Here is a 14,908-nt window from a genome sequence, read left to right as displayed (position 1 = left end):
GCTCCGGATCAGAAATAGTCGACCGCGCCGCCCTTGGCCGCGGCGCCCCTGAGCAGATCGAACGCGTATTGCGCGACCGAGCGGAAGCAGACGATGCGCAGCGTTCCCTCGTCCGACATCCAGAAGGCGGCGGGAACCTGCGCCATGCGGGTGCGGCGGAAATCGCCGGGGCCGAATGCGTCCGCGCTCATGTCCACGGGGCAGAGCTTCGCGATGACCTCGCGCACTCGTGCGCCCTCGCCCGACAACTCGAACAGCGCGCGCGCGTCCGAGACATTGACCGCCATGTGCGGCTGCTTCGCCAGCGCCTTGGCCAGGTCACCGATCCGCGCCTCGACCTCGTCGTAAGGCGTGAGGATCAGCAACTCGTCCGGCGACATCCAGGCGACGCCGCCCTGTTCGTCCATGTTCGCCTTGCGCTGGCCGGGCATATCCTGCCCGCCCGCCTTCGCCACGGCCTTTTTCAACGTGGCGTCGGCAAGGTCGCCGCGCAGGGTGATCATGCCTTGCAGCCCGGCCTCGCGGACCTTGACGATGCCGCTGAATTCCGCGCCCGGCAGCGCGCTTGCCGCGTCAGACATTCTGCTTCTCCCCGTCCTTGTCGAAGAAGACCGGATCGACGATCTTCGCCTTCGTGATCTTGCCGCCGATATGGGGCACCTCGACCACCTCGCCCATGCGGTCGGGCCCGTGCAGCACCAGCGCCATCGCGATCCCCTTGCCGAGCGTCGGCGAATGGTAGGTCGACGTCACCCGCCCCTGCACGTTGCGCTGGCCGTTGGCGTTCTCGCCCTCGGCGGAGATGTAGGCCCCGTCGGGCAGCGTGCTGCCGTCGGTCGTCTCGAGGCCCACCAGCTTCCAGCGGTTCGGATCGGTCATGTGGCTGCGCGCCTGCGCGCGCTTGCCGAGGTAATCCTCTTTCTTCTTCGAGATCGCCCAGTTGAGCCCGAGATCCTGCGGGATCACCGTGCCGTCGGTTTCATCCCCGATCATGATGAACCCCTTTTCGGCGCGCATGATATGCAGCGCCTCGGTGCCGTAGGGGGTGACGCCATGCGCGTCCCCCGTCGCCAGCAGCAGGTCCCAGAGCGCCCGGCCCTCGGACGCCTTCACGGCGATTTCATAGCTGAGTTCGCCGGAGAAGGAGATGCGATAGATCCGCGCCTGCATCCCGCCCAGCGTGATGTCGGTCCATGCCATGAAGGGCAGCGCCTCGGCGCTCACGTCGCTGGCGGTCAGCGCCGCGAGCACCTCGCGCGCCTTGGGGCCGACGAGGCCGATCTGCGCGTATTGTTCGGTCAGGTTGGCGACGTAGACGTCCCAGTCCCACCATTCGGTCTGGAGCCATTCCTCCATGTGGCCATGGATCGATTCGGCTCCGCCGGTGGTGGTGTGGCAGAGGAACGTGTCCTCGTCGATGCGCGCCACCACGCCGTCATCGATCAGGAACCCGTTCTCGTTGCACATCAGCCCGTAACGGCAGCGGCCCGGTTTCAAGCTGCTCATCATGTTGGTGTAGAGCATGTCGAGGAATTTGCCCGCGTCCGGCCCCTTGACCATCAGCTTGCCCAGCGTCGAGGCGTCGAGCAGGCCTAGGCTTTCGCGCGTCGCCTTCACCTCGCGCTGCACCGCGTCCTCGATGCTCTCGCCCGGCTTCCGGTAGCAATAGGGCCGGCGCCACTGGCCGACCGGCTCCCAGTAGGCGCCATGTTCGGCGTGCCAGTCGTACATCGGCGTGCGGCGCAGAGGCTGGAAACGCTCGGCGCGCGCCTCGCCGGCGATCGAGGCCAGCGAGATCGGCGTGTAGGGCGGGCGGAAGGTGGTGGTGCCGGTCTGCGGGATGGGCTGGTTCAAGGCGTCGGACAGGATCGCGAGCCCGTTGATGTTGCTCAGCTTCCCCTGGTCCGTCGCCATTCCGAGCGTGGTGTAGCGCTTGGCGTGTTCGACCGATTGATAGCCCTCCTGCGCGGCAAGGCGCACGTCGGACACCTTGACGTCGTTCTGGTAATCCAGCCACGCCTTGGCGCGCTTTTTGTAGCCCGCGCCATTCGGCATCATCCAGACGGGAGCCATGGGCGCCTCATCCTGCGCCTCCGCCTGCGGCGCGTCGCTTGTCTTCCGCTCGGCCCCCATGGCGCGGGCCGCCGCGGCGCCCGCGGCATGCGCGTCCGCAAGCACGTCGCCGAGGCGCAGCGCGCCGTTGGCGGCCCCCGCGGGGATCACGAAGCCCTCGCCATCCGCGCCGGTCGGCGGGTTATCCACATCGGGGCGGAAACAGGCCTGAGCCTCGTCCCATGTCAGCTTGCCGCCGCAATGGGACCACAGATGCACCACCGGCGACCAGCCGCCGGACATGGCGACCGCGTCGCAGTCGACGGTTTCCAGCACCGCGCCCTCGCCCGCTTGGCTGCAAATCTCCACCCCGGTGACGCGCTTGCCGCCCTTCACCGAGGATATGGCGTGGCCCATCATCACACGGATGCCCAGCGCCTTGGCCTCGGCCATCAGCGCACTGTCCTGCGGCAGCACCCGCGCATCGAGGATCACCGGAACGTCAAGCCCCTGTTCTTTCAGGATGATCGCCGTGCGGTAGGCGTCGTCATTGTTGGTCACCACCACCGTGCGGTCGCCCACCGAGACGCCGTAATTCACGGCGAAATCGCGCACCGCAGAGGCCAGCATGACGCCGGGAATGTCATTGCCAGCAAAGCTGAGCGGGCGTTCTATCGCGCCGGTGGCGGTAATGATCCGGCCCGCGCGGATGCGCCACAAGCGGTGGCGCGGCCCCGCGGCGCCGGGACGGTGATCGGCGACGCGTTCATAACCGAGCGCGTAGCCGTGGTCGTAGACGCCCGCGCCCATCGTCCGGCTGCGCATGGTCACGTTGGGCATCGCGTCCAGTTCGGCGGTGACTTCCTCCACGAACTTGTCCACAGGCTTCCCGTCCACCGCGCCGCCATCGACCGGCGCGCGCCCGCCCCATTGGGGGGTCTGCTCGATCAGGAGCACGGTCGCGCCGGACTGCCCCGCGCTGCGCGCCGCGAGCAGCCCCGCGACGCCGCCGCCCACCACCAGTACATCCACATGCGCGTAGAAGTGTTCGTAGGTATCGACATCGCGCTCGGTCGGGGCCTTCCCGAGACCGGCGGACTTGCGGATGAAGGGCTCGTAGACGTGTTTCCAGAAGGGGCGCGGATGGATGAACATCTTGTAGTAGAAACCCGCGGGCAGGAAACGGCCCAGTTTCGTGTTGATCGCGCCCACGTCGAAATCGAGGCTTGGCCAGTGGTTCTGGCTGGCGCAGGTCAGCCCGTCGAAAAGCTCGGTCGTGGTGGTGCGCTGGTTGGGCTCGAACCGCCCGCCCTCGCCCATGCCGACCAGGGCGTTCGGCTCTTCCGCGCCGCTGGCGACGATGCCGCGCGGGCGGTGATATTTGAACGAGCGCCCGACCAGCATCTGATCGTTGGCCAGAAGCGCCGAGGCCAGCGTGTCGCCCTCGTAGCCGGTGAGGCGCTTGCCGTTGAACCTGAACTCCAGCGCGCGCGCCCTGTCGAGGAAGCGGCCGCCATTGGCGAGACGTGTGCTCATGCTGTGGGCCTCGTGCGTGTGGCTGCGGGGGAATTATGAGTATTTCCGGAACATTGAAAGATCATGAGAATTCCCTCCAAGACCAGCCGGGGCGTTTGGCGGTGATGGCGTCCCTGATGTCCTGCGGCGGCTCGGTCGTCTGGGCGGGGTATGTGCCGTAGACTTCGAGCGTGACGGTATCGCGGGCGGCGTGGAACCACTTGCCGCAGCCGTAATTGTGCCGCCACCGTTCAAGGTGGACGCCCTTCGGGTTGACCTTGGAGAAGAGGTAGTCGTGGAAGTCCTCGTCCGACGACCCGGGGCCGAAACGCTTGAGATGCGCTTCGCCACCGCCGTGGAACTCGGTTTCCTCTGCGGTGACGCCGCAGCAGGGGCAGGTCAGGATCAGCATAGGGCTATCTCCGCGGCAGTCAGGCCAATGATGTTCACCGGAAGCGCGGAAAGGGCGGACGCCACAAGGCGCCGCCCCATCTGCGAGGATGTGCTGTGAGGATCGTTAGTCGGCTGTCGTGGCGTCGTCCGCGGCGTCGTTGACCGCGTCGGCTGCGCCTTCGGCAGCACCTTCAGCCGCGGCGCCGGGCTCCTCGACCGAGATATTGACGTCACTCGATCCGTCGACGTCGCCGCCAGCCATGAGGAACCAGATAATGCCAGCGACGACGACCACAAGCGCGCCAACGATGATGCCCATTCCGACACCGCCGCCACCCGTGGTGGTCGTGGTTGTCGTGTGCTCCGATACGTTGCGTTCCTTGTCGGCCATAGAAAAGTTCCCTTCGCATGTGAGTCTGCGAGGCAAACGCGCGCTGAGCCGGCGAGGTTCCGCACCCGGCGCTGAGCGCTGCGGTCGGTGTTGAAAATCCGCATCAGTGCGCCACCCCCGCGGCGACGGATTCATCAATGAACCGTCCCTCGTGGAAGCGTTCCAGCCCGAAGGCCTCCGTCAGGGGCGAGTGGCCCTTGGCCATCAGCTCGGCAAAGCCCCAGCCAGAACCGGGAATCGCCTTGAACCCGCCGGTGCCCCAGCCGCAGTTGATGAACATGTTCTCCACCGGCGTCTTGGACAGGATCGGGGAGCGGTCGCCGGTCACGTCCACGATGCCGCCCCACTGGCGCAACATCTTGAGCCGCGAGATGATCGGAAAGGTCTCGACCAGGGCGCGCACGGTTTCCTCGATATGGTGGAAGGCGCCGCGCTGGGTGTAGTTGTTGTAGCCGTCGGTGCCGCCGCCGATGACCATCTCGCCCTTGTCGGACTGGCTCATGTAGCCGTGGACCGTGTTGGCCATGACGACCACGTCCATGCAGGGCTTGATCGGTTCGGAGACCAGCGCCTGAAGCGCGACGCTCTCGATCGGGAGGCGGAAGCCGGCCATGTCCGCGATATGCCCCGAATGGCCCGCAACCACGACGCCGAGCTTGTCACACCCCATATGGCCGCGGGTCGTCTCGACGCCGGTGACCTTGCCGCCGGATTGCACGACTCCGGTAACTTCGCATTTCTGGATGACGTGCATGCCCATGTCGCTGCATGCGCGGGCATAGCCCCACGCCACCGCGTCGTGGCGCGCCGTGCCCGCGCGGGCCTGCCAGATCGCGCCGAGCACCGGGTAGCGCGGCCCGTCGATGTTGATGATCGGCACCAGCTGCTTCACCCGCTTGGGGCCGATGTATTCGGTCGGCACGCCCTGGAGCGCATTGGCGTGCGCCGTGCGCTCGAACCCGCGGACCTCGCCCTGCGTCTGGGCGAGCATCATAACGCCGCGCGGGCTGAACATCACGTTGTAGTTCAAATCCTGGCTCATCGTCTCATAAAGAGAGCGGGCCTTCTCGTATATCGCCGCCGAGGCGTCCTGGAGATAGTTCGAGCGGATGATCGTGGTGTTGCGCCCGGTATTGCCGCCGCCAAGCCAGCCCTTTTCAAGGATGGCGACATTGGTGATGCCGAAATTCTTGCCGAGGTAATACGCGGTGGCGAGGCCGTGCCCCCCGGCGCCGATGATGATGACGTCGTATTTCGCGCGCGGCTCGGGCGAGGCCCAGGCGCGCTCCCACCCGGTATGCTGGCGCAGTGCTTCGCGGGCGACGGCAAAGGCGGAATATTTCTTCATGCGGGGCGGCCTCGGATGTCAGGGGAATCGGCGCAGGCGATCGTGCAACTTGTATGGGGGATGGCGAGGCCGCGAAAGATACCCGTCGCGTCGCTCATGGCGCGAAATGCGACATCGCGGCGGTGCGCCGCACCCCGGTTCGCCGCTCTGCCCCTTCCGTCCCGGCAAGGCGCCGGTTATGTGGAGGCGGACCCGAGGAGAGCTCATGATTTTCTGGATCGTCACAGCCGCAACGGCGCTGATCGTGAGCGCGGCGTTGATCGCGGCGCTGTTGCGCGGGCGCACCGCCGGCGCGCCGCCCGCCGCCTATGACCTTGCGGTCTATCGCGATCAGCTCAAGGACGTGGAGCGCGACCTCGCGCGCGGCACGCTGAACGAGGGCGAAGCCGAGCGCATCCGCGCCGAGGTCGGGCGGCGGGTCCTTGCCGCCGACGCGCAGCTTCGGGACGGCGGCGCCGAGGGGGGCCAGCCGCCCGTCGCGGGCCGGGTCGTGGCGGGACTGATCGCGCTGGCGCTGATCGGCGGCTCGCTCGCGCTCTACGGGCAGTTGGGCGCGCCGGGCTATTCCGACCTCCCGCGCGCCACGCGCCTCGCTGCGTCGCAGGCCGCGCGCGCCGACCGGCTGAGCCAGGCCGAGGCCGAGGCGCAGGCCCCCCCGGCGCCCGCCGCGCCGGAGCCGAGCGCGGAGTTCACAAAGCTGATGGAGCGGCTGCGCGCGGCGCTGCAGGAGCATCCCGACGACCCGCGCGGCCTGCGCCTGCTGGCGCAGAACGAGGCGACGCTCGGCAACATGCGCGCGGCGATCACGGCGCAGACCCGGCTGATCGACGTGCTGGGCGAAGAAGCGCAGGCGCGCGATTACGCGATGCTCGCCGATCTGATGATCACTGCCGCCGGCGGCTATGTCTCTTCTGACGCCGAGGGCGCGCTGCGCGCCGCGCTCGACCGCGATCCGGATCTGGGGCCGGCGCGCTACTATCTCGGGCTCTACCTCGCGCAGGTGGACCGGCCCGACGCGGCCTTCCGCCTGTGGGAGTCGCTATTGCGCGAAGGCCCGCCCGACGCGCCCTGGATCGCGCCCATCCGCGCGGGCATCGGCGCGGTCGCCGCGTCCGCCGGGGTGGATTACACCCTGCCCGATACGCCGGGACCGGACGCGGCCGCCATGGACGCCGCCTCCGAGATAAGCCCAGAAGCGCGGGGGGAGATGATCCGCGGCATGGTCGAGGGGCTGGCCGAGCGCCTCGCGGCCGAGGGCGGCGCGCCGGGCGAATGGGCGCGGCTCATCGCGGCCTACGGCGTCCTGGGCGAGCGTGAGCGCGCCGCCCGGACCTGGGCCGAGGCGCAGGAAACCTTCGCCGGCGACGCCAGGGCGCTGGAGGAAATCCGCGCCGCCGCCGATCGCGCCGGGGTGGCGCAATGATCCATGACGATTTCGCGACCTTCGCCGCCACGCTGCCGCCGATGCGCGCCCTGCTCGGGCTCGACCTTGGGGACAGGACCATCGGCGTCGCGCTGTCGGACCGGCTCTGGCAGGTGGCGAGCCCGCACGAGACGATCCGCCGGCGCAAGTTCACTCTGGATGCCGCGCGCCTGCTCGAGATCGCGACCGCGCGCGAGGCGGGCGGCATCGTCCTCGGGCTGCCGCGCAACATGGACGGAAGCGAGGGGCCGCGCTGCCAATCCACCCGCGCCTTCGCCCGCAACCTCGCGCGGCTTACCGACTTGCCCATCGGCTACTGGGACGAGCGCCTGTCGACCGTAGCCGCCGAACGCGCCCTGCTCGAGGCGGATGCGTCACGAAAGCGTCGCGCGGAGGTGATCGACAACGTCGCCGCCTCCTATATCCTGCAAGGGGCGCTGGACCGGATCGGCCACATGCGCGCCGCGCCGTGACGCAAGGGGAAACATGATGGATGACGCTGACAAGGTCTGGAGCCGCGACGAGGTGGCGAGCCCCTGCGTGCGCATTTGCGTGGTCCACCCCGAGGCGCGGATTTGCATCGGCTGCCACCGCACCCCCGAAGAAATCGCCGGCTGGTCGAAGATGAGCGACGCCGACCGCGCCCGGATCAACGCCGAACTGCCGGGCCGTTCGGGGCGGCTGCGCAAACGCCGCGGCGGGCGCTCCGCGCGAATGGCGGACCGCGACGGCTGAACGGAGCAAAACTCTTCACTGAAGAGTTTTGGGTAGAGTTTTCAGGGAAAACTCTACGTCCGCCGTCCCTAGGGCAGACGCAGCCAACCGTCATCGCCCCCGGGCAATTCAGGGCGAAAATAAGCGATCATCCTGCCTTCCGGCCCCGCCTCCGCACCTTCGCTCCAGGGCGCGACGCCATGCACCGTCAGGCGATGCACCAGCGTCGCCTCGCCGGGACGCGCCGGAAGCGGCACGCGCGGGCAGGTCTCGAACACCTCGCGTCGGGTGCGCGTGTAGATTTCGGTCAGGTCGACCCCGCCCCAATCCGCCGGCGCCACCCCGTCGAGCGCGCGGGCGAACGCGGCGCGCATCACCTCATGGCTGCCCTCCCAAACCACCAGCGGGCTGGCGGCCGGGCTCGCTTCGTTGAGCGGCAGGCCGAGGATATAGGCGTGGCGCTCCTTCAGCATGCGCACCCGCTCGTCGCCCACCGCCAGCAACCCGTCCACATGCGCCGCGTCGCGCTTGAGCCGGTAGCGGAACGCGCCCTCCCCCTCGCCCTCGCGCGGTTTGGGATAGCCCGGATAGACCACCGAAACCTGCGCGCGGTGCAGCGGCAGCGCGCCATATAGCCTGCGCGCGACGGCATAGCCCGGCCCCGCCAGCGCGCCGGATCCCGCAACCGCTCCGTCCGCCGCGTTGGGCAGCGCGTCGACACCCACGAACCACGTGCCGCCGCATTGCAGCCACTGCGACTGCTGCGCCGCATCGTTGACGCTGGCCCGCGCCGCCGCGCGCGCCTTCCCGGCCCACTCCGCGACCTCGGGCGCGCAGGGAAACCGCGCCCAGCCCCGCGCGAGGAACTCCGCTACCATCCCGCCGCCTTGCGCAGCATGTTGAGCGCGACCAGCCCGAGAAAGATGCCGAACACCCGCTTGAGCCGCCTCGCGTCCGTCGCATGCGCAAGCCGCACGCCGATGGGCGCGGTCATCAGCGTCATTGCAACCACGATGGCGAAGGCCGCGACGTTCACCGCGCCCACCGTCAGCGGCGGGCGCGCCTCCGCCGGGATCGCAATCAGCAGGAATCCCGCCACCGAGGGCGCCGCGATGGTCACGCCGAACCCCGCTGCGGTGGCCACCGCACGGTGAATAGGCACGTTGTGCAGGCTCATAAGCGGCACGCCGAAACTGCCGCCTCCGATCCCCATCAGCACCGACAGGAACCCCACGACCGGCGACAGCACCGCGCGAAGCGCGCCGCGCGGCATCTCTGCGCCCAGCCGCCAGTCCGCGCGTCCCAACGCCATGTAGAGCGCGACGCAGGCCGCCAGCGCGCCGAAGATCATCTGCAACACCGAAGAGCGCAGACCCGCCGCCACGACCACCCCCAGAACCGCGCCGATGGCGATCCCCGGCGCCCAGCCGCGCAGGATTTCCCACGAAACCGCGCCCATGCGGTTATGGCTCAGCACCGAACGCACCGACGTCACGATGATCGTCGCCAGCGACGTCGCAAGGCATATCTGCATGAGATAGGGACTGTCATAGCCAAGCGTCTGGAAGGCGTAGAAGAACGCCGGCACGAGGATGATGCCTCCGCCCACGCCCAGCAGCCCCGCCAGCACCCCCGCGAAGGCCCCGATCGCCAGCAGCATCGCGCCCATGCTCAGCAGAAGTGTCGTGTCGGGCATGCCGCGGCTCCCTTCTTCGCCTCGCCGGTGTTAGAGCCCGAATCCGCATGCGTCACAACGCCAATCTACTCGGCCGCCAGCGACGTCACCTCTCCAAGCGCCGCCTCGACCAGTTCCGGCCCCGCGCCGGGGCGCGTCGCTCCCTCGGAGAGCGTTCGCCGCCAGCCGCGCGCGCCGGGGCGGCCGGCGAAAAGGCCCAGCATGTGCCGCGTCACCTGGTGGAGCCGTCCGCCGGCGGCGAGATGCGCCTCGATGTAGGGCAGCATCGCGCGCGCGGCGCCCTCCGCCGCGCTGTCCGGGCCGGTCGCGCCGAAGATGCGCCGGTCGGCGGCGCAGAGAATGTCGGCCGGCTGATGATAGGCCGCGCGCCCCACCATCACCCCGTCCATCCCGGCGGCCAGGAACGCCTCCGCCGCGTCCAGGCTCTTGATCCCGCCGTTGACCGACAGGTGCAGATGCGGAAACTCGGCCTTCATCGCCCGCACCAGGGGGTAGTCGAGCGGCGGGACGTCCCGGTTCTCCTTCGGGCTCAGCCCGTCGAGCCAGGCCATGCGCGCGTGGATCGCGAAACGCCGCACGCCCGCCTTGCTCACCCGTGCGAGGAAGTCGGGCAGCACTTCCTCGGGGCGCTGGTCGTCCACGCCGATGCGGCATTTCACCGTCACCTCGACCGGCGCGGCGGCGATCATCGCGGCGCAACACTCGGCCACCAGATCGGGCGATTTCATCAGAACTGCCCCGAAACTGCCCGACTGCACCCGGTCAGATGGGCAGCCGACGTTGAGGTTGATCTCATCGTAGCCCGCCCCGGCGCCCAGCCGAGCCGCCTGCGCCAGTTCGGCCGCGTCCGAGCCGCCGAGCTGCAACGCCACCGGATGCTCCTGCGGCGCATGTTCGAGCAGATGAACCGCCCCCCCGCGCACCAACGCCGCCGCCGTGACCATCTCGGTATAGAGCAACGCTTCGCGGCTTAGCGCGCGGTGCAACGCCCGGCAGTGCCGGTCGGTCCAGTCCATCATGGGTGCCACGCTTAGGCGCGCGGCCTGCCGGATATCCGAAACCCCTGGTTTTTCTGGCTCAGCGCTCATAGCCACTTGACCTGTTTCCGTAGATTTCGCGGCCTTTTGCCCCCGTTTTCGGGGGTGATGCAACAAAATGTTGCGCCCGACCCGGTTTGTTGCCCCGCTTGAGCCTCGCCGCGTTACCGCGAAGGCGGGGGGTCCGCCGGGCGTGTCAGCAAGAGATGTCGAACCTTAACAGATTTTCGTCCGATGCGCGCCGGCCGGTTCGATCCCCCGGAAGGCGGATGCATACCATCATGGAGCGCCGGCGCGAAGAGGATCACCGCGGCAATCCGCAAAGACCGCAAGGTCGTCCTCATCCCAAGCGACCCAGCCGTCAGGCGGCAAGTCCGCTCGTTCAATTGGCGGGGCCGCTCACCATACAGGGAACAACCGCGGCGCTCTCCGGGCTCTACCCCGACCGCTCTGCCGAACGATCGCCAGCGAACGACGTTGACGTCGCCCCGCGCCGGACACCTACATCTCTTGTTTCGCTCACATCAGCCATTCAGCTCATGCCGAGCGCTTCCTTGTAGAGTTGCAGCACGGCTTCCTGCTCGGCGATCTCGTCGCTGTCCTTTTTCCTCAGGCTTATCAGGGCGCGAAGGGCCTTTTGGTCGTAGCCACGGGACTTGCTCTCTGCGAACACTTCCTTGATCTGGTCCGCGATGTCCTTCTTCTCCGCCTCCAACCGCTCGATGCGCTCTACGAACTGCCGCAGCTCGCCCGCGGTCACTTTGTAGTTGGAGGTCGCGATTTCATCTTCCATGTTTGTCTCCGCCTGTTATCGCCTGCTGCCGCCGAGTCTTCTACTCCGCCTCTTTTTCAGGGCCCGTCCCTAGCCCGTCCCGCGCCCGCCCGCAAGTCCCGCGCGGCTTGAGGCCACGGCGTTTTCCCGCTAAGGCGTTGCGCGCGCCTGCAATGGGACGGGCGGCGACAAGGGGGCGCGCAATGGATATCGTGATCTGGTCGGGCGCGGCGCTGTCGCTGGCGGGGCTCGCCGGCCTGTGCTGGTGCATCCTGCGGGTTTGGCGCGCCAAGCGCGCGGGCCTTGGCAACGAGGAAATGCGCGCCATCCTGCAAGGCGTCGTGCCGCTCAACACCGCCGCGCTGCTGCTGTCGGTGCTGGGCCTGATCGTCGTGGTCGTCGGCATCCTCCTCGGCTGAGCCGCGCTCAGCCGCGCCCGAAAAAGCCGGTTCCGTTCTTGACGAGGTCGCGCAGCCCCTCGTCCGGAGTCCAGAGATGCGGGGCCAGTTCCATGAGCGGCTTCATCGCCTCCTGCACGGTGAACAGCCCCTTCATGTCCGCCCGGATCAGCACCCCTCCCCGGTCGCGCGCCACGCCGAAGGCCCGCACCAGGATCACGTCGATATCGCTCGCCCGCAGGGCCACACCCAGCCGCAACAGTCGCGCGGATTCGTTCACGAGCGCGGCTTCGAGCGCCGCTTCCGGGTCGAGCCCCCCGCCCCCGATCGCCGGCAAGATATCGGCGATCGCGTCATCGGGCTGCGCGGCGCCGTCCTCGTGGCGATAGAACCCGAGGCCCGCATCGCGCCCCGTCCGCCCCTGCGCGACAAGGGCGCGCAGGGGTCCGCCGTCCCCCGGCGGGGGCGCGCCGCGCGCCTCGGACAGCCAAGCGAGCCGCGCCGCCGCCGCGTCGAGCCCGACGCTGTCCATCCGCAGGAACGGCCCCTGCGCGAAACCCAGCCGCGCGGCGGCGCGGTCCACGTCGTAAGGGCTCGCGCCTTTGGCCACGAGGGCGAGCGCGGCGGTCCAGAGCGCCCATTCGAGATTGCCCGATATCATGCCGGGCGCGTCCCCCGCGCGGATCATCGTCTTGCGCGCCTGCCCGAGCGCGCGCACAAGCGTCGCCGCCTGCGCCGCATCGGCGTCGGGCGCGATCATAAGCTCGGCCAGCGGGGCGCTGTGCGCCGGCGGCTGAAACCGCAGCCGGAAGGGCGCGTCGTCCGACCCCAGCGAGCCGCCGTCGACATCTTCGACGCGCACACGCAATTGCGCGCCGGCCAGATCCGGCGCCGAGCCGCCCAGCGCGAAGACGATCCCGGCGGTTTCCGGCGCGCGCCCGTCGACATGCAGCCGCGCGAGCCGTTCCTCGCGCGCGCCGTCATCCAACCGGCCTCGCGTGACGGCATCGCCATACACCTGCGCGATCCGCGCGCGCAGCGCGCCGCCGTCGCCTTGTGCCGGCGGAACGAGATGCACGGTCCATCCCGCATCCAGCGCCATGATCGCGACTTCGGCGAAAGCGCCATGCTCACCCGCGATGATCACCGAGCGGACCGGCTGCGCCTGCGCCGTCTCCACGCCCGGCGGCGTTTGCGCGCGCCGCTCGGCCAGAAGCAGATGCCGCGCGGCGCGGGCCGCCGGCGCGTTGCGCGTCTCCTCGAACAGCGTCGCCTCGAGCGCGAGGCCCTGCGGCAGCGGCAGAAGGATCGCCGCCTCGAGCGCGCGCGCGATGGCGGCCTCGGCCTGAGCGCCGGGTTCGAGCGATTCCGCCACCTCGCGCACGGCGCCGAGGTAGGCGGCCGGATCGCGAAAACCCACGCGCTGCGCGCCGGTGCGCGCCCACGTCCCGCGATCCGCCAGCGTCCGGGCCAGCGTGACGGCGGCGGCAAGCACGTCGGCGGGCAGGATCCTGTCGAACAGCCGCGCAAGGCCGGGATCGGACACCGGGCGCGAGCGCCCCGACAACAGCAGGCCGAGCGCGACTTCCACGCCGGTCAGCCTGGGCAGGCGCTGCGTCACGCCGCCCGATGGCACGAGGCCGAGCCGCACCTCGGGCGCGGCGATCTCGGCCTCCGCATGCGCGATCCGCGCATGCGCCGCCAGCGCCAGCGCGAGGCCGGCGCCGACCGCCCTCCCCTCGATCGCGGCCACGACCGGTTTGGCGCTGCACTCGACCGCCGCGCAGAGCGCATCGATCCACGGCGCCGCAAGGTCGCCGCCGTAGTCGACCATGTTGATCCCGGCGCTGAATTCGCCATCCGCCCCGGTGAGGACAACCGCCCGCACCGCCGCGTCGGCCTGCGCCGCCTCGAGCGCCTGCACCAGCCAGAGCCGCTGTTCGCGGTCCAGCGGGTTGCGCGGCGCGCCGCCCAGCGTGAGGACGCGCACCCCGTCGCCGGTATCCTGTTGTCGCGGGCCGGGCATGCCGCCTCCCTCGCTCGTCGGCCCTGCCGGCCTTCCACGCATTTAGCACCAGGCAGACCCGCGCTGGCAAGGGCGGCGCGGCGCTAGCCCTCTCCGAACGCCGCCAGGGCGGTGGGCTGCTCTGGCTCCTTTTCCTGTTTCGGGACGGGGCGGGACGCGGGCGGCGGGTCTTTCGCAGAAGGCGTTGGCGGCGCGGCCTGCTTCGGCGCGAGCCCGCCCGCCGGGGCGTCCGGCGGGGCGGCGTCATCCTGCTCGGGCAGGCCCAGCGACGTGACGCGCACCGCGCAGGCGCCGCTCATCTGCCCAAGACTGCCGGTCGCGACGAGATGCCTGTGAGACGCCTCGAGGCGGATGTCGTCGAGACGCCCCGCGGGCAGCGGCAGCACGTCGCCCGCGCTGAGCCCGCAGGCCCGGTCGAGCGGCAATCGTATCCGCGCCAGCACGGCGCGCAGCGCAATGGGCGCGGCCGCCACCGCGTCGCCCAGTTGGCGCGCCCGCCCGGCGTCCCGCGCGCCGTCGGTGGGCGCAGCCGCGCGCGGCGCGGGGCGCGCAAGCGGCAGCAGCAGGGTCAGCGCGCCGGGATACGCGCCCTCGCCGATTTCCAGCATGACGTTGAAACAGGTGAACTCCGCCGCGTGGAGCGCGAGGATCAGGCTGCGCGCGTCCTCCATCATCGCGCCGAAGCGATAGCCGGACGTCCAGTCGCCGGCCTCCTCCGCCTCCATCCCCGCGTCAACGCGTTCGAGCGCACCGTCGATGAACGGGGCGGCGATGGCCGCGTCGGTGCGCGTGACGATCCGCGCCTCGTCCCGCCTGCCGCTGACGCGGCCGACGGTCTGCGTCTCGATCAGCGCGGCGAGCAGGCCGGCATCGACATGCATCGCCCCGGCCGCCCCGCCCGGCCCGTCCAGCAACGCCAGCAGGCCCGCGCCGGGCAGCGCCTGCGACAGGCCGCCATAGGTGATTTCGACCTGTTCGACCGTACTGACCGACAGCGCGAGGTCGAAGAGCCGGTCGGCGGCGCGCGCCAGCGACAGGCGCAGCGCATTGACCGGCGACATGGCGCGCGCCTCGTATTCCTCGCGCCCGTTGCGGGCGATGCGCTGCATCACAGATTTCGGTCCGTCGTCGGTCATGTCCGCA

15 protein-coding genes are annotated in these 14,908 nt (G+C 69.7%); 4 read left to right on the top strand and 11 right to left on the bottom strand.

What is annotated here, in order from left to right:
- Positions 1 to 8 precede the first annotated feature (8 nt).
- The 5 genes from D6850_RS03685 to D6850_RS03665 all read right to left on the bottom strand — a co-directional run bounded on the left by D6850_RS03685 (position 9) and on the right by D6850_RS03665 (position 5,699).
- The gene (locus D6850_RS03685; RefSeq protein ID WP_121163878.1) at positions 9 to 581 is read right to left on the bottom strand and encodes a sarcosine oxidase subunit gamma; all 573 of its coding nucleotides are present in this window, start codon (positions 579 to 581) and stop codon (positions 9 to 11) included.
- A complete protein-coding gene (locus D6850_RS03680; protein ID WP_121163876.1) occupies positions 574 to 3,588 on the bottom strand; it encodes a sarcosine oxidase subunit alpha family protein in 3,015 nt (1,004 codons plus the stop codon). Before D6850_RS03680 ends, D6850_RS03685 begins: the two co-directional genes overlap by 8 nt.
- A 61-nt stretch (positions 3,589 to 3,649) precedes the next feature.
- Positions 3,650 to 3,979, bottom strand: coding sequence for a sarcosine oxidase subunit delta (locus tag D6850_RS03675; protein WP_121163874.1), 330 nt, complete (start codon positions 3,977 to 3,979; stop codon positions 3,650 to 3,652).
- A gap of 105 nt (positions 3,980 to 4,084) precedes the next feature.
- Positions 4,085 to 4,351 carry a hypothetical protein gene (locus tag D6850_RS03670; RefSeq protein ID WP_121163872.1) on the bottom strand — a complete coding sequence of 89 codons (267 nt, stop codon included), beginning with the start codon at positions 4,349 to 4,351 and terminating at the stop codon, positions 4,085 to 4,087.
- Positions 4,352 to 4,454: 103 nt separating this feature from the next.
- Positions 4,455 to 5,699, bottom strand: a complete 1,245-nt coding sequence (locus D6850_RS03665; RefSeq protein ID WP_121163870.1) for a sarcosine oxidase subunit beta family protein — start codon at positions 5,697 to 5,699, stop codon at positions 4,455 to 4,457.
- Between the two features lie 205 nt (positions 5,700 to 5,904).
- Here D6850_RS03665 and ccmI point away from each other — a divergent pair, with 205 nt between their 5' ends.
- Genes ccmI through D6850_RS03650 form a run of 3 tightly spaced genes read left to right on the top strand, consistent with a single transcriptional unit; the run spans position 5,905 to position 7,857 of the window.
- On the top strand, positions 5,905 to 7,122 hold the full coding sequence (ccmI, locus tag D6850_RS03660) for a c-type cytochrome biogenesis protein CcmI (RefSeq protein WP_121163868.1): 1,218 nt from the start codon (positions 5,905 to 5,907) through the stop codon (positions 7,120 to 7,122).
- Positions 7,119 to 7,595 (top strand): Holliday junction resolvase RuvX, encoded by a 477-nt coding sequence (gene ruvX, locus D6850_RS03655; protein ID WP_121163866.1) that lies wholly within the window; start codon positions 7,119 to 7,121, stop codon positions 7,593 to 7,595. The genes ccmI and ruvX overlap by 4 nt, the downstream gene beginning before the upstream one ends.
- Positions 7,596 to 7,611: 16 nt before the next feature.
- Positions 7,612 to 7,857, top strand: coding sequence for a DUF1289 domain-containing protein (locus tag D6850_RS03650; protein ID WP_425452350.1), 246 nt, complete (start codon positions 7,612 to 7,614; stop codon positions 7,855 to 7,857).
- Between the two features lie 68 nt (positions 7,858 to 7,925).
- Here D6850_RS03650 and D6850_RS03645 read toward each other — a convergent pair whose 3' ends face one another.
- The 4 genes from D6850_RS03645 to D6850_RS03630 form a co-directional block, all read right to left on the bottom strand.
- Positions 7,926 to 8,714 carry a phytanoyl-CoA dioxygenase family protein gene (locus D6850_RS03645; protein ID WP_121163862.1) on the bottom strand — a complete coding sequence of 263 codons (789 nt, stop codon included), beginning with the start codon at positions 8,712 to 8,714 and terminating at the stop codon, positions 7,926 to 7,928.
- On the bottom strand, positions 8,708 to 9,532 hold the full coding sequence (locus D6850_RS03640; RefSeq protein WP_121163860.1) for a sulfite exporter TauE/SafE family protein: 825 nt from the start codon (positions 9,530 to 9,532) through the stop codon (positions 8,708 to 8,710). The genes D6850_RS03645 and D6850_RS03640 overlap by 7 nt, the downstream gene beginning before the upstream one ends.
- Before the next feature lie 65 nt (positions 9,533 to 9,597).
- Positions 9,598 to 10,620: a tRNA dihydrouridine(20/20a) synthase DusA gene (dusA, locus tag D6850_RS03635; RefSeq protein WP_121163858.1), complete on the bottom strand. Its 1,023-nt coding sequence runs from the start codon at positions 10,618 to 10,620 to the stop codon at positions 9,598 to 9,600.
- 481 nt (positions 10,621 to 11,101) lie between these two features.
- The gene (locus D6850_RS03630; RefSeq protein WP_121163856.1) at positions 11,102 to 11,362 is read right to left on the bottom strand and encodes a DUF2312 domain-containing protein; all 261 of its coding nucleotides are present in this window, start codon (positions 11,360 to 11,362) and stop codon (positions 11,102 to 11,104) included.
- Between the two features lie 182 nt (positions 11,363 to 11,544).
- Here D6850_RS03630 and D6850_RS03625 point away from each other — a divergent pair, with 182 nt between their 5' ends.
- Positions 11,545 to 11,760, top strand: a complete 216-nt coding sequence (locus D6850_RS03625; RefSeq protein WP_121163854.1) for a hypothetical protein — start codon at positions 11,545 to 11,547, stop codon at positions 11,758 to 11,760.
- Between the two features lie 7 nt (positions 11,761 to 11,767).
- Here the strand turns inward: D6850_RS03625 and D6850_RS03620 are convergent, their stop codons facing one another.
- Positions 11,768 to 13,765 carry an enoyl-CoA hydratase-related protein gene (locus D6850_RS03620; protein WP_166433979.1) on the bottom strand — a complete coding sequence of 666 codons (1,998 nt, stop codon included), beginning with the start codon at positions 13,763 to 13,765 and terminating at the stop codon, positions 11,768 to 11,770.
- An 83-nt stretch (positions 13,766 to 13,848) separates the two neighbouring features.
- On the bottom strand, positions 13,849 to 14,901 hold the full coding sequence (locus tag D6850_RS03615) for a FliM/FliN family flagellar motor C-terminal domain-containing protein (RefSeq protein WP_166433978.1): 1,053 nt from the start codon (positions 14,899 to 14,901) through the stop codon (positions 13,849 to 13,851).
- Between the last annotated feature and the right edge of the window lie 7 nt (positions 14,902 to 14,908).

The organism is Roseovarius spongiae, from assembly GCF_003651245.1.
GTDB lineage: Bacteria > Pseudomonadota > Alphaproteobacteria > Rhodobacterales > Rhodobacteraceae > Roseovarius > Roseovarius spongiae.
Note: the sequence above shows the minus strand (reverse complement) of the source record. Positions and strands in the feature narration are given on the sequence as shown.